Source organism: Uliginosibacterium sp. 31-12 (assembly GCF_030548425.1).
In the GTDB taxonomy this organism is placed as follows: Bacteria; Pseudomonadota; Gammaproteobacteria; order Burkholderiales; family Rhodocyclaceae; genus Uliginosibacterium; species Uliginosibacterium aquaticum.
In genome coordinates this window covers 1-25,689 of the sequence record NZ_JAUOOA010000011.1, presented here as the reverse complement: position 1 = coordinate 25,689, position 25,689 = coordinate 1, and the positions used below count along the sequence as shown (strand labels likewise).

General features: G+C 63.4%; 26 protein-coding genes and 3 tRNA genes. 11 read left to right on the top strand and 18 right to left on the bottom strand.

Translation table 11 applies throughout. From position 1 onward, the window contains the following. Nucleotides 1-3: 3 nt before the first annotated feature. The 7 genes from Q3Y64_RS17550 to Q3Y64_RS17520 form a co-directional block, all read right to left on the bottom strand. Nucleotides 4-501, bottom strand: a complete 498-nt coding sequence (locus tag Q3Y64_RS17550; protein WP_101941808.1) for an ureidoglycolate lyase — start codon at nucleotides 499-501, stop codon at nucleotides 4-6. Next, a complete protein-coding gene (gene alc, locus Q3Y64_RS17545) occupies nucleotides 498-1,499 on the bottom strand; it encodes an allantoicase (protein WP_101941807.1) in 1,002 nt (333 codons plus the stop codon). Before alc ends, Q3Y64_RS17550 begins: the two co-directional genes overlap by 4 nt. 79 nt (nucleotides 1,500-1,578) lie before the next feature. Next, the gene (locus Q3Y64_RS17540) at nucleotides 1,579-2,313 is read right to left on the bottom strand and encodes an amino acid ABC transporter ATP-binding protein (RefSeq protein ID WP_101941806.1); all 735 of its coding nucleotides are present in this window, start codon (nucleotides 2,311-2,313) and stop codon (nucleotides 1,579-1,581) included. After that, the gene (locus Q3Y64_RS17535) at nucleotides 2,288-2,950 is read right to left on the bottom strand and encodes an amino acid ABC transporter permease (RefSeq protein ID WP_368506665.1); all 663 of its coding nucleotides are present in this window, start codon (nucleotides 2,948-2,950) and stop codon (nucleotides 2,288-2,290) included. The genes Q3Y64_RS17540 and Q3Y64_RS17535 overlap by 26 nt, the downstream gene beginning before the upstream one ends. Continuing rightward, nucleotides 2,950-3,624: an amino acid ABC transporter permease gene (locus tag Q3Y64_RS17530; protein WP_303563832.1), complete on the bottom strand. Its 675-nt coding sequence runs from the start codon at nucleotides 3,622-3,624 to the stop codon at nucleotides 2,950-2,952. Before Q3Y64_RS17530 ends, Q3Y64_RS17535 begins: the two co-directional genes overlap by 1 nt. A 67-nt stretch (nucleotides 3,625-3,691) precedes the next feature. Beyond that, nucleotides 3,692-4,483, bottom strand: coding sequence for a transporter substrate-binding domain-containing protein (locus tag Q3Y64_RS17525; protein ID WP_101941804.1), 792 nt, complete (start codon nucleotides 4,481-4,483; stop codon nucleotides 3,692-3,694). Between the two features lie 28 nt (nucleotides 4,484-4,511). Continuing rightward, nucleotides 4,512-5,204, bottom strand: a complete 693-nt coding sequence (locus tag Q3Y64_RS17520; RefSeq protein WP_303563826.1) for a FadR/GntR family transcriptional regulator — start codon at nucleotides 5,202-5,204, stop codon at nucleotides 4,512-4,514. Between the two features lie 346 nt (nucleotides 5,205-5,550). On the opposite strand from Q3Y64_RS17520, the gene katG reads away from it, so the two are divergent. Then, on the top strand, nucleotides 5,551-7,749 hold the full coding sequence (gene katG / locus Q3Y64_RS17515) for a catalase/peroxidase HPI (protein WP_303563821.1): 2,199 nt from the start codon (nucleotides 5,551-5,553) through the stop codon (nucleotides 7,747-7,749). Between the two features lie 207 nt (nucleotides 7,750-7,956). On the opposite strand, the gene Q3Y64_RS17510 is transcribed toward katG, so the two are convergent. After that, nucleotides 7,957-8,319: a hypothetical protein gene (locus tag Q3Y64_RS17510; RefSeq protein ID WP_303563818.1), complete on the bottom strand. Its 363-nt coding sequence runs from the start codon at nucleotides 8,317-8,319 to the stop codon at nucleotides 7,957-7,959. A 172-nt stretch (nucleotides 8,320-8,491) separates the two neighbouring features. On the opposite strand from Q3Y64_RS17510, the gene Q3Y64_RS17505 reads away from it, so the two are divergent. Beyond that, nucleotides 8,492-9,949, top strand: a complete 1,458-nt coding sequence (locus tag Q3Y64_RS17505; protein ID WP_101941800.1) for a PLP-dependent aminotransferase family protein — start codon at nucleotides 8,492-8,494, stop codon at nucleotides 9,947-9,949. Nucleotides 9,950-10,044: 95 nt separating this feature from the next. On the opposite strand, the gene puuE is transcribed toward Q3Y64_RS17505, so the two are convergent. The 3 genes from puuE to uraH all read right to left on the bottom strand — a co-directional run bounded on the left by puuE (nucleotide 10,045) and on the right by uraH (nucleotide 13,012). Next, the gene (gene puuE, locus Q3Y64_RS17500) at nucleotides 10,045-10,992 is read right to left on the bottom strand and encodes an allantoinase PuuE (protein WP_303563815.1); all 948 of its coding nucleotides are present in this window, start codon (nucleotides 10,990-10,992) and stop codon (nucleotides 10,045-10,047) included. A gap of 140 nt (nucleotides 10,993-11,132) precedes the next feature. Continuing rightward, the gene (locus Q3Y64_RS17495; RefSeq protein ID WP_170020140.1) at nucleotides 11,133-12,326 is read right to left on the bottom strand and encodes a urate hydroxylase PuuD; all 1,194 of its coding nucleotides are present in this window, start codon (nucleotides 12,324-12,326) and stop codon (nucleotides 11,133-11,135) included. Nucleotides 12,327-12,664: 338 nt separating this feature from the next. Beyond that, nucleotides 12,665-13,012 (bottom strand): hydroxyisourate hydrolase, encoded by a 348-nt coding sequence (gene uraH / locus Q3Y64_RS17490; RefSeq protein WP_101941797.1) that lies wholly within the window; start codon nucleotides 13,010-13,012, stop codon nucleotides 12,665-12,667. Between the two features lie 140 nt (nucleotides 13,013-13,152). Between uraH and uraD the strand changes: the two genes are divergently transcribed. Beyond that, nucleotides 13,153-13,683 (top strand): 2-oxo-4-hydroxy-4-carboxy-5-ureidoimidazoline decarboxylase, encoded by a 531-nt coding sequence (uraD, locus tag Q3Y64_RS17485; protein ID WP_303563808.1) that lies wholly within the window; start codon nucleotides 13,153-13,155, stop codon nucleotides 13,681-13,683. Here uraD and Q3Y64_RS17480 read toward each other — a convergent pair. Continuing rightward, nucleotides 13,672-14,667 (bottom strand): LysR family transcriptional regulator, encoded by a 996-nt coding sequence (locus tag Q3Y64_RS17480; protein ID WP_101941795.1) that lies wholly within the window; start codon nucleotides 14,665-14,667, stop codon nucleotides 13,672-13,674. The genes uraD and Q3Y64_RS17480 overlap by 12 nt on opposite strands. Before the next feature lie 336 nt (nucleotides 14,668-15,003). On the opposite strand from Q3Y64_RS17480, the gene Q3Y64_RS17475 reads away from it, so the two are divergent. The 3 genes from Q3Y64_RS17475 to Q3Y64_RS17465 all read left to right on the top strand — a co-directional run bounded on the left by Q3Y64_RS17475 (nucleotide 15,004) and on the right by Q3Y64_RS17465 (nucleotide 17,684). Then, nucleotides 15,004-16,035 carry an ABC transporter substrate-binding protein gene (locus Q3Y64_RS17475; protein WP_170020146.1) on the top strand — a complete coding sequence of 344 codons (1,032 nt, stop codon included), beginning with the start codon at nucleotides 15,004-15,006 and terminating at the stop codon, nucleotides 16,033-16,035. Nucleotides 16,036-16,123: 88 nt separating this feature from the next. After that, the gene (locus tag Q3Y64_RS17470; protein ID WP_101941793.1) at nucleotides 16,124-16,903 is read left to right on the top strand and encodes an ABC transporter ATP-binding protein; all 780 of its coding nucleotides are present in this window, start codon (nucleotides 16,124-16,126) and stop codon (nucleotides 16,901-16,903) included. A gap of 1 nt (nucleotide 16,904) precedes the next feature. Next, complete coding sequence (locus Q3Y64_RS17465) at nucleotides 16,905-17,684, top strand: ABC transporter permease (RefSeq protein WP_101941792.1); 780 nt, start codon at nucleotides 16,905-16,907, stop codon at nucleotides 17,682-17,684. Between the two features lie 58 nt (nucleotides 17,685-17,742). On the opposite strand, the gene Q3Y64_RS17460 is transcribed toward Q3Y64_RS17465, so the two are convergent. Genes Q3Y64_RS17460 through Q3Y64_RS17445 form a run of 4 tightly spaced genes read right to left on the bottom strand, consistent with a single transcriptional unit; the run spans nucleotide 17,743 to nucleotide 22,071 of the window. Next, nucleotides 17,743-18,831, bottom strand: a complete 1,089-nt coding sequence (locus Q3Y64_RS17460) for an FIST N-terminal domain-containing protein (protein ID WP_101941791.1) — start codon at nucleotides 18,829-18,831, stop codon at nucleotides 17,743-17,745. Then, entirely contained in the window at nucleotides 18,828-19,238 is a 411-nt protein-coding gene (locus tag Q3Y64_RS17455) for a PhaM family polyhydroxyalkanoate granule multifunctional regulatory protein (protein ID WP_101941790.1), read from the bottom strand. Before Q3Y64_RS17455 ends, Q3Y64_RS17460 begins: the two co-directional genes overlap by 4 nt. A 29-nt stretch (nucleotides 19,239-19,267) precedes the next feature. Beyond that, the gene (locus Q3Y64_RS17450) at nucleotides 19,268-21,214 is read right to left on the bottom strand and encodes a response regulator (protein ID WP_101941789.1); all 1,947 of its coding nucleotides are present in this window, start codon (nucleotides 21,212-21,214) and stop codon (nucleotides 19,268-19,270) included. Further along, nucleotides 21,211-22,071, bottom strand: coding sequence for an ABC transporter substrate-binding protein (locus Q3Y64_RS17445; protein ID WP_303563796.1), 861 nt, complete (start codon nucleotides 22,069-22,071; stop codon nucleotides 21,211-21,213). The genes Q3Y64_RS17450 and Q3Y64_RS17445 overlap by 4 nt, the downstream gene beginning before the upstream one ends. Before the next feature lie 332 nt (nucleotides 22,072-22,403). On the opposite strand from Q3Y64_RS17445, the gene Q3Y64_RS17440 reads away from it, so the two are divergent. Continuing rightward, on the top strand, nucleotides 22,404-23,057 hold the full coding sequence (locus tag Q3Y64_RS17440) for a response regulator transcription factor (protein ID WP_101941787.1): 654 nt from the start codon (nucleotides 22,404-22,406) through the stop codon (nucleotides 23,055-23,057). A 17-nt stretch (nucleotides 23,058-23,074) separates the two neighbouring features. On the opposite strand, the gene Q3Y64_RS17435 is transcribed toward Q3Y64_RS17440, so the two are convergent. Beyond that, nucleotides 23,075-23,773 (bottom strand): ParA family protein, encoded by a 699-nt coding sequence (locus Q3Y64_RS17435; RefSeq protein WP_101941786.1) that lies wholly within the window; start codon nucleotides 23,771-23,773, stop codon nucleotides 23,075-23,077. A 105-nt stretch (nucleotides 23,774-23,878) separates the two neighbouring features. After that, a complete protein-coding gene (locus Q3Y64_RS17430) occupies nucleotides 23,879-24,643 on the bottom strand; it encodes a trans-aconitate 2-methyltransferase (RefSeq protein WP_303563792.1) in 765 nt (254 codons plus the stop codon). 138 nt (nucleotides 24,644-24,781) lie between these two features. Between Q3Y64_RS17430 and Q3Y64_RS17425 the strand changes: the two genes are divergently transcribed. The 4 genes from Q3Y64_RS17425 to Q3Y64_RS17410 form a co-directional block, all read left to right on the top strand. Continuing rightward, a tRNA-Tyr gene (locus Q3Y64_RS17425) sits at nucleotides 24,782-24,867 on the top strand. Nucleotides 24,868-24,940: 73 nt separating this feature from the next. Further along, nucleotides 24,941-25,014, top strand: a tRNA-Gly gene (locus Q3Y64_RS17420). A gap of 20 nt (nucleotides 25,015-25,034) precedes the next feature. Next, nucleotides 25,035-25,109, top strand: a tRNA-Thr gene (locus Q3Y64_RS17415). 41 nt (nucleotides 25,110-25,150) lie between these two features. Next, a partial coding sequence (locus tag Q3Y64_RS17410) for a GTP-binding protein (protein WP_303563790.1) occupies nucleotides 25,151-25,689 on the top strand: 539 nt, incomplete at its 3' end.

Here is a 25,689-nt window from a genome sequence, read left to right as displayed (position 1 = left end):
CGCTCAGCGGTCTGCGGGGATACAGGCCGCTGGTTCGAGCTGGACTTCGTCGCAGTTCGGGCCTTCGCCGGCACGGTCCAGCACCAGGAAATCACTCACTGCGTCGATCGCCAGCAGCGGGTGATGCCAGGTGCCGGTGGCGTAATTCACGCCTTGCTGGCCGCTGGCGAGGAAGCAGCGCAGATCCTGCGCGGTGGGGGCTTTGCCGGGCGGCGCGACGACGACCAGATAGGGTCGGTTTGAGAGCGGTACGAAGGCCTGCGAGGCGAGCGGATGGCGCTCCATCATGCTTACGGTGAAGGGCAGGGCACGCGGCTGGCCGCGGAAGATGCTCACGATCAGGCGGCCGGCGGGCCCGGCGTCGAGCCCGGCCAGATCGTGATAGCGCTCGGTACTGCCGGCGTTGATGGTGAAGTGCTGCACCGCTTCGCTGGCTTCGATGACCTCACCGAAAGGCGCGAAGGCCTCGCGGCTGAGCGCTTCGACTTTGAGTTCGATCACGCCGCCACCTTGCCGAAGAGGCGCAGCCGGCTCACGCCGCCGTCCGGGAAAATGTTGAAGCGCACATGCGTCACCGGGCCCATCGCGATGCTGGCGAAGCGGTGCTCGGCATCCATGCGCAGCTTCTGCGGCTCCAGCAATTCCTCCCAGAACATGCTCTGGGTGATCAGGCTTTGTTCCGTTGCCTCCCCCATGTACGCGCCTTGCAGTGAGCAGGCGTCGGGGAAATTGCCCTTGAAGTGGGCGGTATCCACTTCAATGCGTTCAATGATGCCGGGAGTGGCTAGCGCGATGATGACCCAGTCATTGCCGGGCTCGCGCCGGCGGCGGGTTTCCCAGCCATCGCCCATGTTCACGCCACGACCCGGCAGCAACAGGGTGGCGGCCAGACCGAAGTGTTCGTTGTTGGTGGCGACGACCCAGGCGCCGTTGATCGCGGCGGCCAGATCCAGTTCGCTGCCGAGCTTCACGGCGGACGCATCCGGCCGGCCATATACGCGCAGGCGGGCGATGCCGCCGTCCGGGTAGATCGAGAGGCGCACATGGGTCCAGCGGTTCGTATCGTCAATCGCGTGGTAGTGGCGGCTGTTGCCGGCCAGCGCCACGGCGGGCAGCAGGGTGGTCCATTGCGTGTCGGCACCCGGGATGGCTGCGTCGGTGCAGCAAGCTTCCAGCGAAGCGCCGGGCGGGTAGTTGCCGGTGAAGTGGCGAGTGTCGATCTCCACGCCGGCGATCTGGCCGGGGCGGGCCAGGCGCACGATGCACCAGTCATGGCCGGGGCCGCGTTTACGGCGCGATTCCCAGCCATCCATCCACTTGCCATGGGCGTCATACTTGCCCGGCACGAACACCGGCTCCTCCGGCGCCAGCATGCGCTGCATGTCGGCAAAGAAATCGTCGCTGCAGGCCACCGCAATCGCGCCCAGACGTGGGTCAGCGAGATTGGTGGTGCGGCGGGTGAAGGCGGGGGCGTTGGGGTCGAGGGTGACGATGGCCATGCTGTGGATCCTGTTTCAGTACCCCTGCAGCTTAGCTGCGGACGGGGTCGTGGCGGTGAATAGTGTTTATTGAAGCGTCTTAGTTGACCGCGCCGATGAAGTTCTGCAACTCGGGTGTCTGCGGGGCGGCGAAGAGTTCTTTCGGATGGCCGCTCTCATGCACCCTGCCCTGGTACATGAAGACCAGCTTGTCGCCCACTTCGCGTGCGAAGCGCATCTCGTGGGTGACCATGATCAGGGTCATGCCCTCGGCGGCCAGTTGCTTCACCACCGCCAGCACTTCGTTGACCAGTTCCGGGTCCAGCGCAGAGGTGATCTCGTCGCAGAGCAGCACCTTGGGCTCCATCGCCAGCGCGCGGGCAATCGCCACGCGTTGCTGCTGGCCGCCCGAGAGCTGGTCCGGGTAGGCATCGAATTTCTCGGCCAGACCCACCTTGGCGAGCATGGCGCGGGCAATCGTCTCGCACTCGGCCTTGGGCGTTTTCTTCACCACTTGCGGCGCCAGCATCACGTTCTCGCCCGCAGTGAGGTGCGGGAAGAGGTTGAACTGCTGGAACACCATGCCGACTTTCTGGCGCAGTGCGCGCAGATCGGTCTGGCCGGCGTAGAGGCGTTCGCCATCGACTTCGATGAGGCCATCATCGAAGGTTTCCAGGCCGTTGATCGAGCGCAGCAGGGTGCTCTTGCCGGAGCCGCTGCGGCCGATGATCGCCACCACTTCACCCTGCTGGATGCGCAGGTCTATCCCCTTCAGCACATGGTTGCTGCCGAAGTGTTTATGCAGAGCATCAATGCGAACCAGAGGTGCTTCCATGGAACTTCCTTTCAAGACTTGCCGCGTAGTGCGACAGCGGATAACACAGGATGAAATAGCCCAGCGCCACGAAGCCGAAGACCATGAAGGGCTGGAAGGTGGCGTTGGCGAGCATCGAGCCGGTCTTGGTGAGCTCGGCGAAACCGATGATTGAAGTCACGGCGGTGCCTTTCACGATCTGCACCGAAAAGCCCACGGTCGGCGCGACGGCGACGCGCAGCGCCTGCGGCAGGATCACATGGCGCATCTGCTCCAGCCATGTCATGGCCAGACTCGCGGACGCTTCCCACTGGCCCTTCGGAATCGCCTCCACGCAGCCACGCCAGATCTCGGCGAGGTAGGCGCTGGAGAATAGGGTGAGCCCCAGCGCGGCGGCCAGCCAGGGCGGTACATCCACGCCGAGCAGGGCGATGCCGAAGAACACCATGAAGAGCTGCATCAAGAGCGGCGTGCCCTGAAAGAACTCGATGTAGACGCGCGCGCCACGCTGCAACCAGGGCGACTTGGCCATCCGCGCGGCCAGTACCAGCAGACCGGCGGTGCCGCCGAGCACGAAGGCGGTGAGCGAGAGGCCGATGGTCCACAGTGCGCCAAAGCCAAGGTTGCGCAGGATGTCCCACAGGGTGAATTCCATCATCATGCTGCGGCCCTCCGTTTTACGACAAAGCGCTGGCCGAGGCGGGCGAGCAGGGCGCGCAGCGCGATCGACAGACCTAGATACACCAGCGCCACCACGATGTAGGTTTCAAAGGCGCGGAAGTTGCGCGACTGGATGAAGTTGGCCGCGAAGGTCAGCTCCTCGGCGGCGATCTGCGAGCACACCGAGGTGCCCAGCATCACGATCACGATCTGGCTGGAAAGCGCCGGCCACACCTTCTGCAGCGCCGGCTGCAGCACCACATGGCGGAAGATCTGGCTGCGGGTCATGGCCAGCGAACCGGCCGCTTCGATCTGACCACGCGGAATAGCCTGAATGCCGGCGCGGATGATCTCGGTGGAATAGGCGCCCAGATTGATCACCACCGCCAGCGTGGCCGCCTGCCATTCGGCCAGGCGAATGCCCAGCGCCGGGAGGCCGAAGAAAATGAAGAACAGTTGCACGATGAAGGGCGTGTTGCGGATGAGCTCCACATACAGGCCGAACACCTGCGCGAAAGGCTTGATGCGCCAGGCGCGCAGCACCGCGCCGAGAGTGCCCATGGCGACCCCCAGCGTGGCGCCCACGGCCGTGAGCAGCAGCGTGTAGCCCACGCCGCTCAGGAGCTGTGCGTGGTACTCGGCAACTGCGGTGAAATCAAATGCGTAGGCCATGGGAATCCTTTTGGCATAGGGCCGGGTTTAGGGTGGGTTCGCGCGGCAGCCCACCCTGAGCATGTTTTTACAGCTCGGCCGGCAGCGGGTTGCGCAGCCACTTGAGGGCGATCTGGTTCAGCGAGCCATCTTTCTTGGCCTTGGTGATGACTTCATTGACGCGAGCGATCAGGGCCACTTCACCCTTGTTCACGCCCACGAAACAGGGCGAGTTCTTGATCAGGAACTTCGAGGTGAGCGGGCGCAGCTTGGTGCGCTCGTTGAGTGCCGCCGCGACCACGTTGCCGGTTGCGGCCAGTTGGGTCTGGCCGGAGAGATAGGCCGAGATCGTGGTGTTGTTGTCCTCGAAGCGCTTGATCACGGCTGTGGCCGGGGCGATCTTGGTGAGCTCCAGGTCTTCCACCGAACCACGCGTCACGGCGATGCTCTTGCCGGCCAGATCGGCGGCACTGGCAGCCTTGACGTCAGCCGGGCCGAACACGCCGTTGTAGAAGGGGGCGTAGGCGATGGTGAAGTCGATCACCTTTTCGCGATCCGGATTCTTGCCGAGGCTGGAGATCACCAGATCAGCCTTGCCAGTGGTGAGGTAGGGAATGCGATTGGTGGAAGACACCGGAATCAGCTCCAGCTTCACGCCCATTTCCTTGGCGATCAGCGCAGCCATGTCGATGTCGTAACCCTGGGGTTTCATGTCGGCGCCCACGGTGCCGAAGGGCGGGAAATCTTGCGGCACGGCTACGCGTAGCACGCCGGCCTTCTTGACGTTGTCGAGGCCGTCAGCGAAAGCCGGCAGGCTGCTGAGCAGGCCAAGGGCGAGAGCCGAGGTGGAGAGGAAGCGAAGGATGGTGCGGCGGTTCATGGGGAACTCCTGATAACAAGGTGCCGGGTCAGGGCGTGGGGGAAGAGGTGTCGATGAAACTGAGGCTGATCCGCGTCGCGGCGTGCCTCAGGTGGTAAGTCATGGCGCGGTGAGCGGCGGTGGCATCGGCTGCGCAGATCGCAGCGAGCACGGCCTGGTGTTCATCCGCGGGTGCCCACACGCCGCCGGGATCGGCGAAGGGCAGGCGCAGGCTGTAGGCGATTGGCTCTTCGAGGGAGCGAATTGCCGAACTCAACAGCGGGTTGGCAGAGAAATCGGCGATCGCCAGATGAAATTCGAGATCCGCTTCGGAGGCGCCGACCAGGTCCAGCGCATGCAGGGCGGCATCCATGCGTGCCTGGATCGCCTGCAGGGCTTCGCGTTCGGCGGCCGTGGCGTTACGGGCGGCCAGCGCAGCCGCAGCAGGCTCGACGATGGCGCGGAACTGGAAGACATCCTGCGGCGACATGGCCAGCGGCCCGGCCGGCACTTCGTTTGCTGCGCGGCCTGCGCCGGCGGTGACGAAAACCCCCTTGCCCGGCTGCGAGCGAACCATGCCCAGTGCTTCCAGCGTTGAAATCGCTTCGCGCAGTGCTGCCCGGCTGATTCCCAGGCTGGCGGCCAGATCCCGTTGGCCGGGCAGGGCGCTGCCGGTGGCGTAATGGCCGGCGTGGATCTGGCGCTGCAGGGTCTGGGCGGCAAAGCTGGAGAGGCGGGTCACGGTAGGGGCTCTGGTCTAACTGGTCTGACCAGTTAATGCAGAAGCCGTGCCAGATGCCAGAAGGCGTGCCGTAAAAATTTGATACGCCTTGCTGCAAGGGGATTACAGCGCCGTTCTGATTCTGCTTCGAGCGCTGCCTGAGACCCGTTTTGCACCATCCGAGTACCTGTGCCTCGGGGGCATGCACCCGGTCGGGATGGGTGTTCGATAGTTTTTTTGTTTTGATTGTTTTTGTATTGATAGCTTTTTGATATTCCGCCCATGAAGGTAATTCAATAGAACAAGCACAGTGCCATCGCTAAGCTGCGTCCATGCAGTTCAACACCCCATCCAAAGGAAACGACTCATGAGCAGCGAAGCAAAATGCCCCTTCGGCCACGGTAGCCGCACCACTGCCAGCCGCCAGTCCAATCGTGACTGGTGGCCTAACCAGTTGAATCTTTCCATCCTGCACCAGCACGCGCCGGCCTCGAACCCGCTCGGCGCCGATTTTGATTACGCCGCGGAGTTCAAGAAGCTGGATCTCGCTGCGGTCAAGAAAGATCTGGTTGCGCTGATGACCACCTCGCAGGACTGGTGGCCGGCTGACTGGGGCCACTATGGCGGCCTCTTCATCCGCATGTCTTGGCACAGCGCCGGTACCTACCGTACGGCCGACGGCCGCGGCGGCGCCGGCACCGGCAACCAGCGCTTCGCCCCGGTCAACAGCTGGCCCGACAACGGTAACCTCGACAAGGCCCGTCGTCTGCTCTGGCCGATCAAGCAGAAGTACGGCAACAAGCTCTCCTGGGCCGACCTGATGATCCTTGCCGGCAACGTTGCGCTCGAATCCATGGGCTTCAAGACTTTCGGCTTTGGCGGCGGCCGCGCCGATATCTGGCAGCCTGAGGAAGACATCTACTGGGGCGCCGAGAAGGAATGGCTGGCAACGAGCGATAAACCCAACAGCCGCTACTCCGGCAATCGCGAGCTGGATAACCCGCTCGCCGCTGTGCAGATGGGCCTGATCTATGTGAACCCGGAAGGGCCGGACGGCAACCCGGACCCGGTCGCCTCCGGCCGCGACGTGCGCGAAACCTTCGCCCGCATGGCCATGAATGATGAGGAAACCGTGGCCCTGGTCGCCGGCGGTCACACCTTCGGCAAAGCGCACGGCGCGGGTGACCCGAAACTGGTCGGCCCCGAGCCCGAAGCCGCTCCGCTTGAGGAACAAGGCCTGGGCTGGATCAACAAGCTCGGCACGGGCAAGGGTGTGCACACCACCACCTCCGGTATCGAAGGCGCCTGGAAGCCCAACCCCACGCAGTGGGACAACGGCTACTTCGACATGCTCTTCGGCTACGAGTGGGCACTCACCAAGAGCCCGTCTGGCGCGCATCAGTGGTACGCGAAGGACTGCAAGCCCGAGCACCTGATCCCGGACGCGCATGATCCGTCGAAAAAACATCCGCCGATGATGACTACGGCCGACCTCTCGCTGCGCTTCGACCCGATCTACGAGAAGATCTCGCGCCGCTTCCATCAAGATCCAGCCGCCTTCGCCGACGCCTTTGCCCGCGCCTGGTTTAAGCTTACTCACCGCGACATGGGCCCGAAGGCGCTCTACCTCGGCCCGGATGTGCCGGCCGAAGAACTGATCTGGCAAGACCCGGTGCCGGCCGTCGATCACCCGCTGGTGGATGCGGCAGATATCGCGGCGCTCAAGGCCAAAGTGCTGGCCTCCGGCCTGTCCACGGCCGAACTGGTTGCGACCGCCTGGGCCTCGGCATCGACTTTCCGCGGCTCGGACAAGCGTGGTGGTGCCAATGGTGCGCGCATCCGTCTCGCCCCGCAGAAGGACTGGGAAGTGAACCAGCCGGCGCAGCTCGCCAAGGTGCTGGGCGTGCTCGAAGGCATCCAGAAAGGCTTCAATGCAGCAGGCAGCAAGAAGGTCTCGCTGGCTGATCTGATCGTGCTGGCCGGCTCCGCAGCTGTCGAGCAGGCGGCCAAGGCCGCGGGCTTCACCGTGGAGGTGCCTTTCGCGCCGGGTCGTACCGATGCTTCGCAGGCTCAGACCGACGCTGCTTCCTTCGAGCCGCTGGAACCGCAGGCCGATGGCTTCCGCAACTACCAGAAGGCGCAATACCGCGTACCGGCCGAGGAGTTGCTGGTCGACAAGGCCCAGCTGCTGACGCTGTCAGCACCCGAAATGACCGTGCTGGTCGGCGGTCTGCGGGTGCTCGGGGCGAACGCCGGTGGCTCGAAGGACGGCGTATTCACCCAGCGCGCCGGCCAGCTGAGCAACGACTTTTTCGTCACCCTGCTGGATATGGGCACGGTGTGGCGGCCGGTCGATGAAAGCGCCCAGCGCTTCGAGGGGCGTGACCGTAGCACCGGCGCGGTGAAATGGACCGCCTCCCGCGTCGATCTGGTCTTTGGCTCGAACTCGCAGTTGCGTGCGCTGGCCGAGGTCTATGCCCAGGACGATGCGAAGGAAAAGTTCGTGCGGGACTTCGTGGCGGCCTGGAACAAGGTGATGAACCTGGACCGCTTCGATCTGAAGTAAGCGCGCAGCGCAGCGTGCAAGAGAAGGCCGGGCACAAGCCCGGCTTTCTTATTGTTGAGACGCGTGCCGGGTTGGTAGGGGCGCCCAAGATCGTAGGGCGCCTCCACTGGCCGCGCGGCTGAAGCCGCACCTACGGCGCTGCGCGGCTCCCGATTGACGCCGTACGCAGGGCGGTTTCTGCCAGCGGGGCTCTGGCCATGCGCGGGCTTATTGCGCTTGTGCCGTACCGCTGGGAAGATGCAGATGGCTGCTGAGCCAGCAGCGCAGTTGCGCCAGCAGAATCATCGCCGCAGCCGGCGGCGGGGCTTCTAATTGCAGTCGGGCGCTGGCTGCGTCGGCGCGCAGGATCAGCCAGCCGCTTTCCTCGACCCGGCAGGCGTCCCCGGCACGCAGCCGGCGGGTGATGCGCAGCGGCTGGGCACCGATCCACATGATGGTTTCGCTGACTTCCACTTCCCCCTCCACGCATACGATGCGGGTCTGGCGGCGGGCGTAGGCCGAGAGGCCCATGCCGCGTTCAAGCTGGACTTCGCGGGCGGCGGGGGCCGGTTTCTGAGTGCTGCTGCGCATGATCTGCTCCTGTTTGATCCTTGACCGAATCCTAGGCGTCGGGGCGTCACGCTGGCAGGCACAGGGGCAGGCTTTGTGAAGCAGATCAGCAGATACAGAATCCAACTGTTATGGTTACAGAACGCAATTTCTGTATCTGTTGTGAGCGTATGGACCCGGAGCACCATCAGCCATGGATATCGCAACTCACACCCCTGAAGCCTCGCCGCTCTACCTGCAGCTGGCCGGCCACTATCTCGGCGCGATCGACGCCGGCGCCCTGAAGCCGGGCGACCGGATGCCCTCGGTGCGCGCGCTGACCAAGCTCCATCAGGTGAGCCTCAGCACCGCGTTGCAGGCCTGTCGCCACCTGGAGGAGAAAGGCTGGCTGGAGGCGCGGGCGCGCTCCGGCTATTACGTGTGCCGGCCACGCCGACTGGCTTTGCAGCCCTCTACCGAACCGGCGATTCCGGCCAAAATCGATGCCGCCCAGTTCCTCGGCATCCACGAGCGGGTGTCTGATTTTCTGGCGCGTTGCGAGCAACACTCGCTGCGTCTGAACCTGGCCCAGGCTTTCGGCTCGCCCGATGCCTACCCGGCGGCGGCGCTGAAGAATGCGGCGACTCGCGCCTTGCGTCTGCATCCGGATGTGCTGGTCAATCCCACGCCCTGGCATGGAGAGCAGGGCTTCCGCACGGTGCTGGCGCGGCGTGCGCTGGAAAGCGGCATGCGCCTCACTGCGGATGACATCGTCGTCACCCACGGTTGCACCGAGGCGATGAACCTCGCGTTGCGCGCGGTGACGCAATCGGGCGATACGGTGGCGGTCGAGTCGCCCTGTTACTTCGGCCTCTTGCAGATCATCCAGAGTCTGGGCCTGCGCAGCATCGAGATTCCGACCAGTCCGCAGACCGGCATGTCGGTCGAGGCCCTCGAATTGGCGCTGCAGACCCAGCCGATCAAGGCCGTGGTGGTGATCCCGAACTTCCAGAACCCGCTCGGCAGCGTGATGCCGGATGCGAAGAAGGCAGCGATGGTGGCGCTGTGCGCGCAGTACGGCGTAGCCCTGATCGAGGACGATACCTATGCGGCGCTGGGCGACGAGGATCAGCCGCTGCGCGCGGTGAAATCCTGGGATGAAGACGGCGGCGTGATTCACTGTGCCTCGCTGCATAAGACGCTCGCCCCCGGCATGCGCTTGGGCTGGATCAGCGGCGGGCGCTGGCATGCCCGCGTGAAGATGCTCAAGTACGCGCAGAGCCGGCCTAATGACACCTTGCTGCAACTCACCGCCAGCGAGTTCATGGCCAGCCCGGCTTTTGACCGGCACCTGAACCGCCTGCGCCGCCTCTTGCGGGCGCGGCGCAGCGCGGTAGCCGAGGCCATCGCGACCCATTTTCCGGCGGAGACGCGGCTTTCGATGCCGCAGGGTGGCATGCTGCTATGGGTGCAGTTGCCGGTGTTGCGCGACCCGCGTGCGGTGTTCAATACCGCCTTGCGCGAGGGCATCCGCTATGCGCCAGGCTGGATCTTCAGCAACTCGGATCGCTACGACAATTACCTGCGCATCAACTGCGGCATCCCTTTCACGCCCGAGGTGGAGGCGGCGATCCGGCGCCTAGCGGTGATTGTTGAGGAAGGACGGGTTTGATCACCATGTAGTCCGGATGCAGCGTAGCGGAATCCGAGCGTTGCCACCTTGCCCAATCCCCGGATTCCGGCCGCGCCTTCATCCGGGCTACGAAACTACGAAACGCCTGCCCCGCCGCAGCGCGGTGCCGGAAAGTGTTCGCGCCAGTGGCGGGCGATGTCGACGCGGCGCGTTACCCACACCCGGTCATGCTTTTCGATGTGGTCGAGGAAATCGATCAGCGCCTTCATGCGCCCCGGCCGGCCGAGCAGGCGGCAGTGCATGCCGATGCTCATCATCTTCGGTGAGTCTTCACCTTCGGCGTAGAGCACGTCAAACGTGTCACGCAGGTAGGTGAAGAAATCCTGCCCCTGTGAATAGCCTTGCGGTAGCGCGAAGCGCATGTCATTCACGTCCAGCGTGTAGGGCACGATCAGCTGCTGCACGGTGTCGCCGTCAGTCTTCTGCACCGGTAGCCAGAACGGTAGATCGTCGCCGTAGTAGTCGCTGTCGTAGAGGAAACCGCCATGATCTGCCACCAGCCGGTGGGTGTTGGGTGAATCGCGGCCGGTGTACCAGCCCAGCGGGCGCTCGCCGGTGAGGCGGGTGATGATGTCCATGCCGACCTGCATGTGCTCGCGCTCGGTGGCTTCATCCAGATTCTGGTAACTGATCCAGCGCCAGCCGTGGCAGGCGATCTCGTGGCCCAGCTCCCTGAAAGCGGCGGTGAGCTCCGGGTGGCGTTCCAGTGCCATGGCGATGCCGAACACGGTGAGCGGCAGGCTGCGTTTTTCGAACTCGCGCAGGATGCGCCATACGCCGGTGCGCGACCCGTATTCATAGATCGACTCCATGCTCATGTGGCGATCCGGGAAGGCCGGTGGTGCGAACATTTCGGAGAGAAACTGTTCGCTGCCGGCGTCGCCATGCAGCACCGAGTTCTCGCCGCCTTCCTCATAGTTGAGCACAAACTGAACGGCGATCTTCGCTTTGCCGGGCCAGTTCGCGTGCGGGGGATTGCGGCCGTAGCCGATCAGATCGCGTGGGTAGTTTTTCGTCGTCATTCTGAGCTTTCAGCCTGTATGCGTAGCCCGGATGTAGGCGGAAAGCCGAAATCCGGGAGGACGCCTCCCATGGACCGCGCCAAGCCCCGGATTACGCTGCGCTGCATCCGGGCTACGCGTGTTCTGCGTTTGCGTCAGCCTCACTTGGCTCCGGCCGCGAACCAGGCGCCGATCTTGGCGCGCTCGTCATCGGTCATCTGGGTCATGTTGGCCAGTGGCATGTTCTTCAACTGCACCGCACGTTCAAAGACGCGCTGGGCATGTTGCTTGACGCGTTCTGGCGTATCCAGCATCACGCCCATCTGGGCCACCGGCATGATGTTCGGATGCTCGGCGTGACAACCGGCGCAGCGGGCCTGGGCTATCTGGGTGATTTCGGCCAGCGTGGGGGCCGGCGCCGCATCGGCTGCCGGTTTCGGTAGGGGCTTGGGCGCGATCCACACCAGCACGCCGAAGATGATGGCGAGGCCGGCAATCGGGAACTCCCAGCGCACCACCTTCTTGTGACGCAGGTTGAAGAAGTGACGGATCAGTACTGCGCCGAGCATGATCAGCACCAGCACCAGCCAGGCATGCGGATGGTTGTAGGTGCTGGCGTAGTGGTTGCTGATCATCGCGAACAGCACCGGCAGGGTCAGGTAGTTGTTGTGGTAGCTGCGCTGCTTGGCACGCTTGCCCCAGATCGCCGGCACTTCGCCGCCCTGTTTCATGACCGCGACCTGGCGGCGCTGAGCAGGGATGATCCAGAAGAACACGTTGGCGCTCATGGTGGTGGCGATCATCGCGCCAACATGGATGTAGGCCGCGCGGCCGGCCAGCAACTGGGTCAGCACGAAGGCCACCAGGGTCACGAAGGCCACGTAGATGATGGCGAACAGCAGCTGGCTGCGTTCGATCAGGAGGCGCGCGAGCTGGTCATACACGACCCAGCCCAGCACCAGGGTGCCGATGCCGATGCCCACTGACTGGGCCGGGGTGATGCTGGAAACACTCGGGTCCACCATGAAGGTGGCGGCCTGGAAGTAGTACATCACCGAGATCAGCAGGAAGCCGGTGATCCAGGTGGTATAGCTGGGCCAGAAGAAGAAATGCAGGTCTTCGGGCAGATGCTTGGGGGTGTTGGCGTATTTCTGCGGGTTGTAAAAGCCGCCACCATGCATGGCCCACAGCTCGCCGCCGACACCGTCTTCGATGAGTTTCGGATCGGTGGGGGTCTTGAGGCTGTTGTCCAGCCATACGAAGTAGAACGAGGCGCCGATCCAGGCAATGCCCACGATCAGGTGCAGCCAGCGCAAGAGCATGCTGCTGGCATCGATGAGGTAAGAGAACTCCATGGTGATGCTCCAGTGAATCCGGATGCCTTTTGACGCGGCATCCGCACGACCCGCCCTTGATGTCGATTTCGTCGTGCACGTTCGCAAAAGGGGCGGGAAGCTACTGCGCGCTCCAATCCTGCGAAGCGATGCTCGCCGTACCCGAGTACGGCTTGCGCTTCTCCTCACAGCCTTGCAGCGCTCGCGACGCTTCCCGCTCCCTTTGCGGCATTCCTGTTGTGCAGAGTCTGCACAGCAACGGTTTTCTTCAGAGCAACTTCAGTGCCCGCAGTAGGGCGGAGTGCAAACTCCGCCGGTTTATTTTCGTAGAGCGGCCAGAGGCCGCTCCTGCATGAGCGTCACGAACCCCGGTACGTCGAATAACTCCACGGCGAGACCAGCAGGGGTACGTGGTAGTGACCAGCCGGGTCGGCGATACCGAAGGCCAGCGTGACTTTGTCGAGAAACGGCGGCTCGGGCAGTTCGACACCGCGCGCGCGGAAATACGCGGCGACCTCGAAGACCAGTTCGTAACAGCCGGCCTGCAGCGCGTCGCCGCTGAGCAGGGGCGAGTCACAGCGGCCATCGCTGTTGGTCATGCTGGTGAATAGCGGGCTGGGGTCACCGGCCTTGTGCAGGCTGAAAGCCACGCCGGCGGCCGGGCAGCCGTGGGCAGTGTCGAGTACGTGGGTGCTGAGGCGGCCCATGGGCATGCTCCGTAATATTTGCAGTCGATTATAGGAAGGAGGCCGGAGCGAACGGTCGCATACCGGGTATTCACGCCGGCACATTGCCGCAGCGTTTGCCTGCCGCATAAGCTGGAAGTGAACTCTTGTGTGATGACGCCATGCCGACGCTCAGTCTTTCTGCCCTCTCCGCGCTCGACCAACCCGCCTTCGTGGCGGCGCTGGAGGGCATCTTTGAACACACGCCTTGGATCGCCGCCCGTGCCTGGCAACAGCGTCCCTTCACCAGTCTGGTGGCGCTGGAGAAAAGCCTCGCGGCCGTGCTGCTTGCTGCTAGCGAAGCGGAGCAGCTGGCGCTGATCCGTGCCCACCCGGAGCTGGCCGGCAGGGCTGCGATTGCCGGTGAGCTGACGGCCGAATCGACGCGCGAGCAGGCAGGGGCCCGGCTCGACGCCTGCAGCCCCGAAGAGTTTGCCCGGCTGCAGGCGCTCAACGCTACCTACAACGCCAAGTTCGGCTTTCCCTTCATCCTCGCCGTGCGAGGCTTTGATCGCGCCGCGATCATCGAGCGTTTTGCTGCGCGGGTGCTGCACAGCCGCGAAGATGAGTTCGCTGAAGCCTTGCGACAGATCCTGAGGATTGCCTCGCTGCGCCTGCAGGAGCGGTTTCCAGCGCACTGTTCAGACCAGTGAGGGCAGGCGCTGCGGCGCTGTCGGGATGCTCGGCAGGGCACGCGAGGGCGGCTGACCGGCGTAGTTGCTGCGGATCAGGCTGACCAGCTGTTCGCGGAACCAGCGGCATTCTTCGGCCTGGTGGCTGCGTTCGTGCCATAGCAGCGAGAAGGCCATCAGCGGGTACTCCATCGGCGCGCGGGCGAGGGCCAGCGGCAGCCGACGCGCGAAGTGCTCGGCAAAGCTGCGCGGGCAGGTGAACAGCATGTCGGACTCCAGCAGCATGTAAGGCGCAAAGCTGAAGTAGGGCACCCAGGCCACCACGTTGCGCTTGAGCCGCTCGCGGGCCAGATAGGTATCGATCACGCCACGCTGGCCTACCGAGTAGGGCGTGGGCGCCAGATGCTCGGCCTCCAGGTAGCCCTTGGCCGTGAGCGGGCGGGCGGCTAGCGGATGGTCCTCGCGCATCATGCATACCACTTCATCTTCAAACAGCGGGGCGAGGCGCAGCTGCTCGGGCGGATGCGGCCAGTTGCCGATCACCACATCCAGCCGGCCTTCGGCCAGCGAGCTGGCGAAATCCTGCTCCGGGCTGAAGGAGTGGAACACGACCTGGGCTTGCGGGGCGAGGGTGTGAAAGCGCGAGAGGATGTGGCCCAGCAGGGTCGGGTCGAGGTAGTCGGGCGTGGCCACATTGAACGTGCGGCGGGTGCTGGCCGGATCGAAACGGTCCGGGTTGGTGGCGATCTGCTCGATGCTGGCGAGGGCCTGACGCACCGGTTCGAGCAGCGCTGCACCACGTTCGGTCGGTGTCATACCGTTCTTGCTGCGCACCAGCAGCGGATCGCCGGTCAGATCACGCAGGCGGCGCAGGGCCGTGCTGACGGCGGGCTGGGACTGGTTCAGGCGCCGTGCAGCCTGAGAAACGCTGCATTCGGTGAGCAAGAGATGCAGCACGCGCAGCAGATGAACGTCGATGGAATCCCACAGATGGGTGTTGGACATGAGCTTTCTCCTTGGCTATGCCCTCACCAAGGCAATCTGCGTGCCATGTTCCGCACAGGCTTAGCTTGAACCCGCGCTTTCGGGCACCCGGCGCAGCTTCTGGCGCTATAAAGGCTGCCGCATAGGGTTCATATTCCTGCGCGCATCCCGCCCTCGGATTGCGCCGGGCTGGCACCAGTCTGGCACGCAGGCAGGCCTGTTTGCGCGGGGATACGCTGCCGCATGCACCAAGTTGGGGTGCGTGCCCGGCGCTAAAGGCCCGCAGCCTGCGGCTCGGGCGTGGCACAGCGATTGCTGAAGGAGTGGTGTTGTCTTTTCAATCCACCGGAGTGCCCCATGAACAAGTCTTTCTCCCGCCTGGCCCGTCACGCTGTCGTGGCTCTGGCTCTCGGCTGTGTGGCCGGCAGTGCCCTTGCCCAGGATCTCACCAAGCTCAAATTCACGCTCGACTGGCGCTTTGAAGGTCCGGCAGCGCCCTTCCTGCTGGCCAAGGCCAAGGGTTACTTCGCCGCTGAAGGCCTGGACGTGACCATTGATGCAGGCGCGGGCTCCGCTGGGGCGTTCACTCGCGTGGCAACGGGCGCGTACGACATGGGCTTCACCGATTTCAACGCCCTGGTCGAGTACGACGCCAAGAACCCGGAGTCGAAGCTGCAGGCGTTGTACATGGTGTACAACTACACGCCGGCGGCCGTGGTGACGCTCAAGAAGTCCGGCATCACCAAGCCCGCCGATCTGGTTGGCAAGACGCTGGCCGCACCGGTTTTTGACGCTGGCCGCAAGGCTTTCCCGGCGTTCGCCAAGTCCAACAAGTTCGACCCGGCCAGTGTGAAGTGGCAGACCGTGGATCCGGCGATCCGCGAAACCCTGCTGGCCAAGGGCGAGGTGGATGGCATCACCGGCTTCTCCTTCACCAGCGTGCTGAACATGGAAGCGCGCGGCGTGAAGGAATCGGACCTGTCCGTGATGCTCTACAACGATTACGGCGTGGAACTGTACGGCAACGCCATCATCGCTTCGCCGAAGTTCCTGGCCGAGAAGCCCAAGGCGGTCGAAGGCTTCCTGCGTGCTTTCAACAAGGCGCTCAAGGAAAGCATCGCCAACCCGGATGAGGCGGCTACTTACGTCAAGAAGCAGGATGCCCTGGTTGACCTGGCGCTCGAGACGCGTCGCCTGAAAATGGCGCTGAACTCGGTGGTGGTGACGCCCGAAGCCAAGGCCAATGGTCTGGGCAGCGTGACCGAGGAGCGCATGCGCAAGTCGGTGGCCGAGACGGTTGCTGCATATGACCTCAAGACCACGCCGGATGCCAAGGAACTCTTCAACCCCGCTTTCCTGCCGGCCAAGGCCGAGCGCATGGTGAAGTAAGGCAGTACCCGCAAGACCTCATCACAACAAGGGCGGGGCGCGCTGCAACGTGACCCGCCCATCTATCCAGAATACAGAGAGCCCGATCATGAGTTTCGTGGAGTTCGAGAATGTCAGCCTGCGCTACAGCGAAGGCGGTCCGAAGGCCATCGAGGATGTCAGCCTGCAGATCGAGGAGGGTGAGTTCGTTGCCGTCGTCGGTCCCTCCGGTTGCGGCAAGTCCACCCTGATGAAGTTGATTTCGGGGCTCAAACCGCCCTCCGAGGGCTATGTGTACGTGAATGGCCGCCAGGTCGGTGGCCCGCTGGGCATCGTCGGCATGGCCTTTCAGGCGGCCAATCTGCTGCCCTGGCGCACCACGCTCGAGAACGTGATGTTGCCGATGGAAATTGTTGAGCCCTATCGTGGCCAGCTGCGCGCTCGCCGCAAGGAATTCGAGGAAATGGCCCGCGAGCAGCTCAAACGCGTGGGCCTGGGGGGCTTCGAGGACAAATATCCGTGGGAGCTCTCCGGCGGCATGCAACAGCGCGCCTCGATCTGCCGCGCATTGATCCACAAGCCGCGCCTCTTGATGCTCGATGAGCCCTTTGGCGCGCTGGACGCCTTCACCCGTGAAGAGCTATGGTGCATGTTGCGTGATCTGTGGCAGCAGCAGCCCTTCACCGTGATCCTGGTGACTCACGATTTGCGCGAGGCGGTGTTCCTGGCTGACACCGTGTACGTGATGAGCAAGCGCCCGGGGCGCATCCTGGTCAAACGCCAGATCGACCTGCCCCGCCCGCGGGAGCTTGAAGTGACCTATACCGACGCTTTTTCGGCCCACGTCCATGTGCTGCGCGAGGCTATCGGCCGCGTGCGGGAGAGCTGAGATGAAAAAACTATCCCCCAAGACCATCAGCCGTCTGGCCCCCTGGCTGCTGACCCTTTTCGTGTTGGTGTGCTGGGAAGCCATCTGCCGCGGTTTCTCTATCCCGACCTATCTGATGCCGGCACCGAGCCAGATCTATACCACTGGGATTGAGCTCGCCGGACCGATCATGGAGCACGCCACCCATACCCTGCTGACCACGCTGGCGGGCTTTGCCGTGGCCGTGGTGGTAGGGGCCGTGCTGGGCATGATCGTCGGCTCCTCGCCGGTTATCTACAAGGCGGTTTATCCGATGCTGGTGGGCTTCAACAGCGTGCCCAAGGTAGCCTTCGTGCCGGTGCTGGTGGTGTGGTTCGGCATTGGCACCGTGCCGGCCATCCTGACGGCCTTTCTGATCTCTTTCTTCCCGGTGGTAGTGAACGTCGCCGCTGGTCTGTCCACCTTGGAGCCCGAGCTGGAAGATGTGCTGCGCTCGCTGGGTGCCTCGCGCCTGGACATCTTGCGCAAGGTCGGCCTGCCACGCTCGATGCCCTTCTTTTTTGCGTCCTTGAAGGTGGCGATTACGCTGGCCTTCGTTGGCTCGGTGATGTCCGAAACCGTGGCCTCCAACGTCGGCGTCGGCTACCTGATGATGAGCGCCAGCTCGTCGATGAACATGCCCTTGGTGTTTGCTGGCCTGATCGTGATCGGCATCATGGGCGTGATCATGTACGAGCTGTTTGCACGTCTGGAGCGGCGCCTCACCGGCTGGGCCAATCGCGGCCAGAACGCTGCCCACTGAAGTCGGCTCAGCCCACAAAAAAGCCGCCCTTGGGCGGCTTTTTTGTGGGCCTGCGGTTTCATACGAACAGGGTCAGGCTGCCGGTCTGGCCGTAGAGTCGGCTGCCGGCAATCTCGCCGGCGGCAAAGAATCCGGCCAGCGGGATATCGCCGAACACTTCTCGGATGGCGCGGATCTCGGTTTCATCGTCGTCGAACATGATGCCGCCGCGCCCGGCACAGCTGACGTAGATGCCGCCGGCAGGCGGACGCGGGCAGGCGTCGCGCAACTCCTGCAGCATGTGCTGCAGATCCTCGCGCGCGGCGGCTTCGTCGCGCTTGAGAAAGACCATGTGCTGCCCCGCATCGACCGATTCGGTGATGGCCAGGCGGCCGGTGCGGACATCCAGTGCCACGATGCGTCGGGCGGCGAACTGGCGGCGATCCGAATCATCGTCGGTGAGGCCTACCAGCAGGGTACTTACGGCGCGGCGCAGATCGGCGCCAAGGGCCGGGCCGGCGGCTTCGCGGAACACCTCAACTGCCGGGCGACCATCGATGCGCTCGATCAGGGTGTCCTGCGCGGCGGTGATGCGCCAGTTGCCGGCCAGTGGCAAGCAGCCCTGGCTCACGCCGGTGAGGGTCTGGATGTCCTTGCTGAAGGCCACGCCGGATAGGCCGCCCGTGAGCGGCTCCTCGGCGATCTGCCAAGCTTGCTGGCGCGCGCTGGCCAGACCACCGGCGAGCTGGCCGCCACGTACCTTGAGACTCATGTCCGCGACCAGCTCACCCATGTCCGGCGTTAGCGGGTCGCCATGAACCAGTGCCGCATAGGCCGCGAAATCACGCGGCAGCGGCTTGCGGCCGGAGAACACGCGGAAGGAGTCGAGCGGGAAGGCGCCTAGCATCACCGAAATGCCGGGCGCATCCAGTGCCGCGCCTTGCGTGCCCAGAACGCCAACGCCGGTGGCGCCGACCCATTCAAGCACTCCAGTGTGCTGGCGCAGGCGCGACAGGATGGGCTCCAGCGCGAAGGCGAAATGATCCGAGACGTAGAGAAAGCCAAGATTGGCCTGAGCCAGCCGGGGCAGGGCAGCGATGACGGCATGCAGCGCGTCTTCCCAGCCAGCGGCATTTGCCCAGGCACTGGCGAAACGCGGTGAATTCATGGTTTGCCGGGTTTAGCAGGTTTGGCGGTCTTTTCCGGTGTGTCTGCCGGAGCCGCTGTGGTGGAGGAGGGGGCTGCCGGGGTGGGTGTTTCGCTGTTGGCGAAAGGCCAGGACCACAGCGCCGGATTGGCGAAAGGATTGGCATTGCCCTCACCTTCGCCGGCTTTGCTCATGGCCTGCATGGCGACCAGGGTGGAGCGCTGCACTTCGAGCCCCTGGATGCTCATCTGGAGCATGCCCAGATTCATCTTGAGCCAGCCTTCGACCGCCTGCAGATCCTTGATGCGGCGCTCCAGTTCATCCACGTCCAGAGTGGGGGTGACCATGCCGGGCAGACCGACGCCCATGTTGCCCCACATCTTGCGGATGAATTCGAAACCGTCTTCCTGACTGCTGTTCGTGGACATGAATATCCTCCAGGCGATCTAGCGGACGATCATAGCGCTTCGTTGCGGACTGCGGGCGTCGTGGTCTGCGTGTTGCGCGAATTGAGGAGGTGGGCGAGGGCTGCGCGCAGCTTGGCCGGGCGGACCGGCTTGTGCAGCAGCGGTACGCCGCGCGAGGTGGCTTCCTGCAGGGTTTCCGGGCCGGTATCGCCAGACAGCAGCAGGGCCGGCAGATGGGCGCCAAAGCGGGCGCGCATGTTGGCGATGATGTCCAGCCCGGTGTGCTCGCCAGGCAAACGGTAGTCGCTGACCACCACTTCCGGTTCCAGCTCCATTTCTTCCAGTGCGTCCAGAATGCCTTGCAGGCTGTCGCTTGCGACCACGAAGCAGCCCCAGGCTCGCAGCAGGCCGGCCAGGCTCTCCTGGGCCAGTGCGTCGTCATCGACCATGGCGATGATGCGGCCGAGGAAGTCCTGCTCCGGCAGCGGCTGGCTGTGATAGCTGGCTTCAGCTGGCACCAGCGGGGCTACCACACCGAACACCGAGCCGCGCCCGGGCTCCGAGCGCAGGGTGATCGGATGGTAGAGCAGGTCCGCCAGACGCCGTACGATGGCCAGACCCAGGCCGAGGCCCTTGCTGCGGTCACGCGCCGGATTATCGAGCTGCACGAACTCCACGAAGATGCTGGCCTGATTTTCGGGCGCGATGCCCAGGCCGCTGTCGCGGACCTCGATCAGCACATGGTCGCCGCGTTTGCGGGCTGCCAGCATGATCGACCCCTTGGGCGTGTAGCGCAGGGCATTGCCGACAAGGTTGATCAGGATGCGTTCAAAGAGCAGCGGGTCGCTGTGGATCCACAGTTGAGTGGAGCGCACGCGCAGGCGCAGGCCGCGTTCTTGGGCGGCATGGGTGTAGTCATTGCCGATGCGCTCGAACAGCGGGCCGAGTGCGAAGCTGCGCGGTGCTGAACTGACCACACCGGCATCGAGCTTGGAGATGTCGAGCAGGCTGTCGAGCAGGTTCTCCATGGCTTCGGCCGAGGCCGCAATGCGCTCGATCAGCAGACGGGTGTCCGGGGTGTGTTCCTTGCGCGAGAGGTCGGCAATGAACAAGCCCAGCGCGTGCATTGGCTGGCGCAAGTCATGGCTGGCTGCTGCCAGGAAGCGGGATTTGGCCATGTTGGCGCGTTCGGCTTCCTCAGTGCGCTCGCGCAACTGCAGTGTGGCGGCAGAGATGCGCTGCTCCATGTTGCCGCGCGCCACCGCGAGGTGGCCAGCCATCTCGTTGACTCCTTCCGCCAAGCGCCGCAGCGAGCCGCGGCCCTCGATCGGCACCCTTGTGGTGAGGTTGCCGCGACCGATATCCGCCATGGCCTGGGCAATGCGCTGGATGGGCGTGCTCACTGAGCTGCTCATCAGCACTGACAGGGCGATGCTGCCCGCCAGCACCAGCACCAGCGTGGTGAACGCGGTGGCAATCTGGCTGAGCTTGCGGTTCTCCAGGGTCTCGCGCGAGATCAGCACCACTACTTCGCCAAGTGCCCGGTCCTCGGCGGGTAGCACGCCGGTCAGGGTGTAGGGATCATCCTCCAGCGAATGGCTATGGCGCACGGGTTCGGCAATCCGCAGCATCTGGCTGCTGATGGCCTGCACATCGGCCTGGCTGGGCTGTGTCGAGCTGCCTGCCGGATGGGTCTGTAGTCCGGAAACCGCCATCAGGCTGCCGTCACTGTCGTAGATCGCCACACCGTAGAGGTCGGCCGCATTGAGTGCCGAGGCGGCGAGACGCTGCAAGGCATCGCGGTTGCCGGAGAAAAGCCCGTATTCCGCGGTTGCGGCGAGCTGGCGAGCCAGCGCCTGGCCGCGCTGGGTCAGCGCCTCTTCAAGGTCGGAGATGCGCGAGAAGGTCAGCAGCGCGGTGAGCAGCACGCCCAGTACCAGTGTCGGCACGAGCGCAACGATCAGGACGCGGGTCCGGATATCCCAGTTCAGCTTCATGGCTGGCGCTCCAGTTTTTCCAGTCTTTCGCGAAGGGCGGTACTGCTGTCGAGGTTTAGCCCGAGGGAGCGGGCCACCCGGTCATTGATCCCGATGCTGAACTGGCGTGGGTATTGGGCGGGCAGTGCGGTCGAGCCGTTCAGCAGGTTGCGGGCGATGTCGGCACACTGACTGGCGAGCTGCTCGGGCGAGGAGTACAGCGAGAGCACTGCGCCTGCGCTGACGTAGGCTGCAGAGAAGCCAATTACCGGCACCTTGCGCCGGAAAGCGCCGAGTAGGATGCCGGGCAGAGTGTGGGCGTTGAAGATCGAGCTGTCCGGCGTGGCGAGCAGCACACCACCGCCCGGGAAGAGCTTCTGCAGCGCCGGCATGATCTCACTTTCGTCCGCGATCAACTCGTTGTGCCCGCGCAGGTGTTGCTCGCGTGCTGCCTGCATCAGACGCGCTACGCCATCCTGGCTGTCGCGGCTGCTGAGCATGCCGACACGCTCAAGTTCCGGCAGCGCCAGGCGGATCAGGCTGATGTAGCGTGCTGGCGGCTGGTCAATGAAAACGGCACCAACGCGTGTGCGCTGGCCGCGCAAGCGTTCGAAACTCTCGCGCGGCAGCATGCTCAGAAGTAGTGGCGGAGTGCTTTCCAAAGCGAGCAAGGCAGCAGCGGCCCGACTGCCAACGCCGACGACCAGACTGGCCTCGCTGAGTGCGTTGGCCGCCAGTTGGGCGACTTCGATCACTGAGATCTGCATACCGGGCTGGCTGCGCAATACCTGGTTGCTGAAAGTCTGGGCAAATTCCTGATGAACGTGCCCTGATTCGCTGAGCACTACTACGATTGAGGCCGCATGGGCGGCACTCATGAGCGCGCTGCACGCAAGGCAAGCAAGCAGCAGAAGGACGCGCCAGAGGCTCTTCAAGCGCAACGTGCGCACTCCCGGAGCAGACTTTTCGCAGCAGGGGGTGATACGTTGAATGGGGCGGGCATCAGCGTGGATGCCTGGATTTTGGTGGGTGTCATATTCAGTCCCGAAGGATACAAGAGTGGGGCTTGTCTGATGCTGCCGCAGAGCCGGAAATCCCTCTTCAATACCCTGCCCACTCGGGTAGTCCCGGACAAGCGGATCAGCGCGAAGTGAGGTGGGAGCGTAAGATTTGCGGTCGAACAAAATTCGCGGCCTTGCAGGGAATTGTTATGGAGTCATGTCGGGTACTGGTGATCGAAGACCATGCGCTGGTGCGCGAAGCCTTGGTGCGGGCGCTGGATCAGCTCGGCATGCCGTGCGAGCAGGCTCAGGCCGCCTGCGCGGCCGAAGCCATGGCGCTGATCGAATCCGGGCAGGAGTTCGATCTGGTTCTGACCGATCTGATGCTCCCGGATATGAGTGGTTTTTCGTTGGTATCAGTGCTGGCGCACCGCTTTCCGACCATTCCGGTGGTGGTGGTTTCGGCGCTGGCGGATGAAGCGTCAGTCAAGCGCGCACTGAAAGCCGGCGCTGCCGGCTTCATTTCCAAGGCCTTGTCATCCGACAAACTGGTGGAGTCGATTCGTGCCGTGCTTGAGGGCGGAATGGTAACGCCCGAATTCCAGCAGGCTCCAGCTACCGTGCAGCGCTCCCCGCGTCGGCGTGGCATCGATTCGCTTTCCGAACAGTATGGACTTACCTCTGCGCAGACGCGGGTGATGGAGCTGATGGTCGAGGGACGGACCAATCGCGAGATAGCTGATTTGCTGGGGCTCGCCGAGGGCACCATCAAGGTGCACTGTTCGGCCATCCTGCGGGCGCTGGGGGTTCCGAATCGGGCCCAGGCACTCGTGGTGCTGGCCCGTCAGGGGCTGCGCGCCTGATTTTTGCATCCGGTCGTTCAGGCGTGGGCGGCCTGGCTTTCCCGCTGGTCGACCATGCGCTGGAGGCGGCGTGAAGCGCCAATGGCAGTCTGTGCTTCTGGCAGGGCCGCTCCCCCGTTTTCAAGGATTCCCAGTGTGTAGCGTGCGATCGCACGACAGGCATTGTTGAGCGGCGTTGGCAGATTGTCCGCTGGCGGTTGCTGTAGGAGCAGCTTGGACGAAGAAATCGAGAATACCGGCGCCAGCACTCGACCGCGGAACTCCGCCGGGATGGATTCGAGTAGGCGTACCGACGCTTTGTATTGCCAGGGGTTTGTTGGCCATTGCGAGGGCAGGGCGTAAGCGTTCGGCAGGCGTGCCAAGTCGGCACAGACTACGCGTAGATCCTCAGCTGAGTCTCGAAAGGGGAGCAGAACCAGATCCGCCTCGGCGTGAAGGGCTGAGTCTGTATCCAGGCTGTTGGCGCCACCATCAATGACTCCAACCCAGTTATCGCGCTCGCGCAGTGTGGCAAGAATCCGGTTGCGTGCTGTGGCTGAACGTCCGTCGGCATACACATAAGGCAGGCTGTGGGCGGGCGGAGGTTCGCGGCAGATATCGGTCATCACGCAGGCTGCGCGTCGGCCAATCAGGCCAAGTCCATAACACAGCATATGGGATAGCGTGGTTTTGCCACTTCCGCCCTTACTGCCGATGATGCAGATGATGTCAGCCATATTGCTTCTCCATAGCCTGCTTAAGGCGCAGGTTTAATCAGTCTGGATCATGCCTGCCCGATGTCTAGCTCGAAGCGCCAAGCAGCGACCATTTCTTCCGCCTGATCAGGGCTTTGTGGGCTTTGCTCCTGGGATCCGGTAGCAGTAGAGGCGGGTTTGGCGTCGATCGTCGATCTTGATGATGGACTCTGGTTTGACGTCCGGGATGGCAAAGCTGTTGCTGACCAGCAGGCTGCCAGCCTTCATCTCCTTGCGCGCCTTGCGCCAAAGTGCGGGCATTGGTACGGGCGAAAGAAAGGCGTACACCAAGTCGTACTCGCCGAAGGGATGGGCCCATATGTCGCCACGTAGCAACTGCGCTGCCGGTGTTTTGCGCGCAAGCCAGCGCGATAGCCACAGGGGGGCTGGTGCTGATTCCAGCCCACGGATTTTCCAGTCCGGTCGCAGTCGGGCCAGATGGCGCACAAAGGAGCCTGTGCCACTGCCGGCATCCAGGACCTTCAGGCTATTGCTAGAGGGGAGGCTTGCAGCCAATCGATGTACGGTGGTGCGATTGGATAGGAATAGGGGGACTTGCGTGCGGAAGCTGCTCCAGTAGATCAGGCACAGGGCAAGGAAGATGATTCCATATAGCCAGGCGGGCAGGCCTGATGCAGACGCTAGAACCAAGGCTGGGCAGAAAAGAAAATGAATCGGCAGCCACCAGCGTGGTGAGCTGAGTAGCACCGCAGCGCTTGCGGCCAGCACGCCTTGCAGTAGTGCGAGGCCGATCGCAGGCAGAGCCGCAAGCCAGCCATTTTGGCCTAGCGTATAGACCAGAATTAGGCCGGCGGCCTGGGCGGCCAGCGCCTTCACGATGTGGGTCGGCATTGCCAGTTCCCCGGTTTGAGCTTGGAAAAACTACTGTAGCCGTAAGCCTGAATCAGCAAGTGCGAACAAAGAGTGGGGAATTGTTAGCAAGAAGTGCTTGACTTGCCTGAATCGGTTCTCTATAGTCTCGACCTCTCCGGAGGGGTGCCCGAGTGGCTAAAGGGGGCAGACTGTAAATCTGTTGGCTTACGCCTACGTTGGTTCGAATCCAACCTCCTCCACCAGATTTAAGTTGTGTGATGAAGTCTGTCATGCGATGGGTGATGGGCGAGTCAAGTGGTGCGATTCGTTTGTTGGGCGGGTGTAGCTCAATGGTAGAGCTGAAGCCTTCCAAGCTTAAGACGAGGGTTCGATTCCCTTCACCCGCTCCAGTTTTTGTTGTTTTTGCAGTGCCCTTGTAGCTCAGTGGTAGAGCACTCCCTTGGTAAGGGAGAGGCCACGTGTTCAATCCACGTCAAGGGCACCATCCTTTTGTTCTTAACGCTTTGCTCGGTATTGGGGTAGATCATGGCTAAGGAAAAGTTTGAACGTACGAAGCCGCACGTGAACGTCGGCACGATTGGTCACGTTGACCACGGCAAGACCACGCTGACTGCAGCCATCACTACCGTGCTGGCCTCGAAGTTCGGTGGTTCGGCCAAGGCCTACGACCAGATCGACGCAGCGCCGGAAGAAAAGGCGCGTGGTATTACGATTAATACCGCTCACGTCGAGTACGAAACCGCGAACCGTCACTACGCCCACGTGGATTGCCCGGGTCACGCTGACTACGTGAAGAACATGATTACCGGTGCTGCCCAAATGGACGGCGCCATCCTGGTGTGTTCCGCCGCTGACGGCCCCATGCCCCAGACCCGCGAGCACATCCTGCTGGCTCGTCAAGTGGGCGTGCCCTACATCATCGTGTTCCTGAACAAGTGCGACATGGTGGATGACGCCGAGCTGCTGGAACTGGTCGAAATGGAAGTGCGCGAGCTGCTCTCCAAGTACGACTTCCCGGGCGACGACGTGCCTATCGTCAAGGGTTCTGCCCTGAAGGCGCTGGA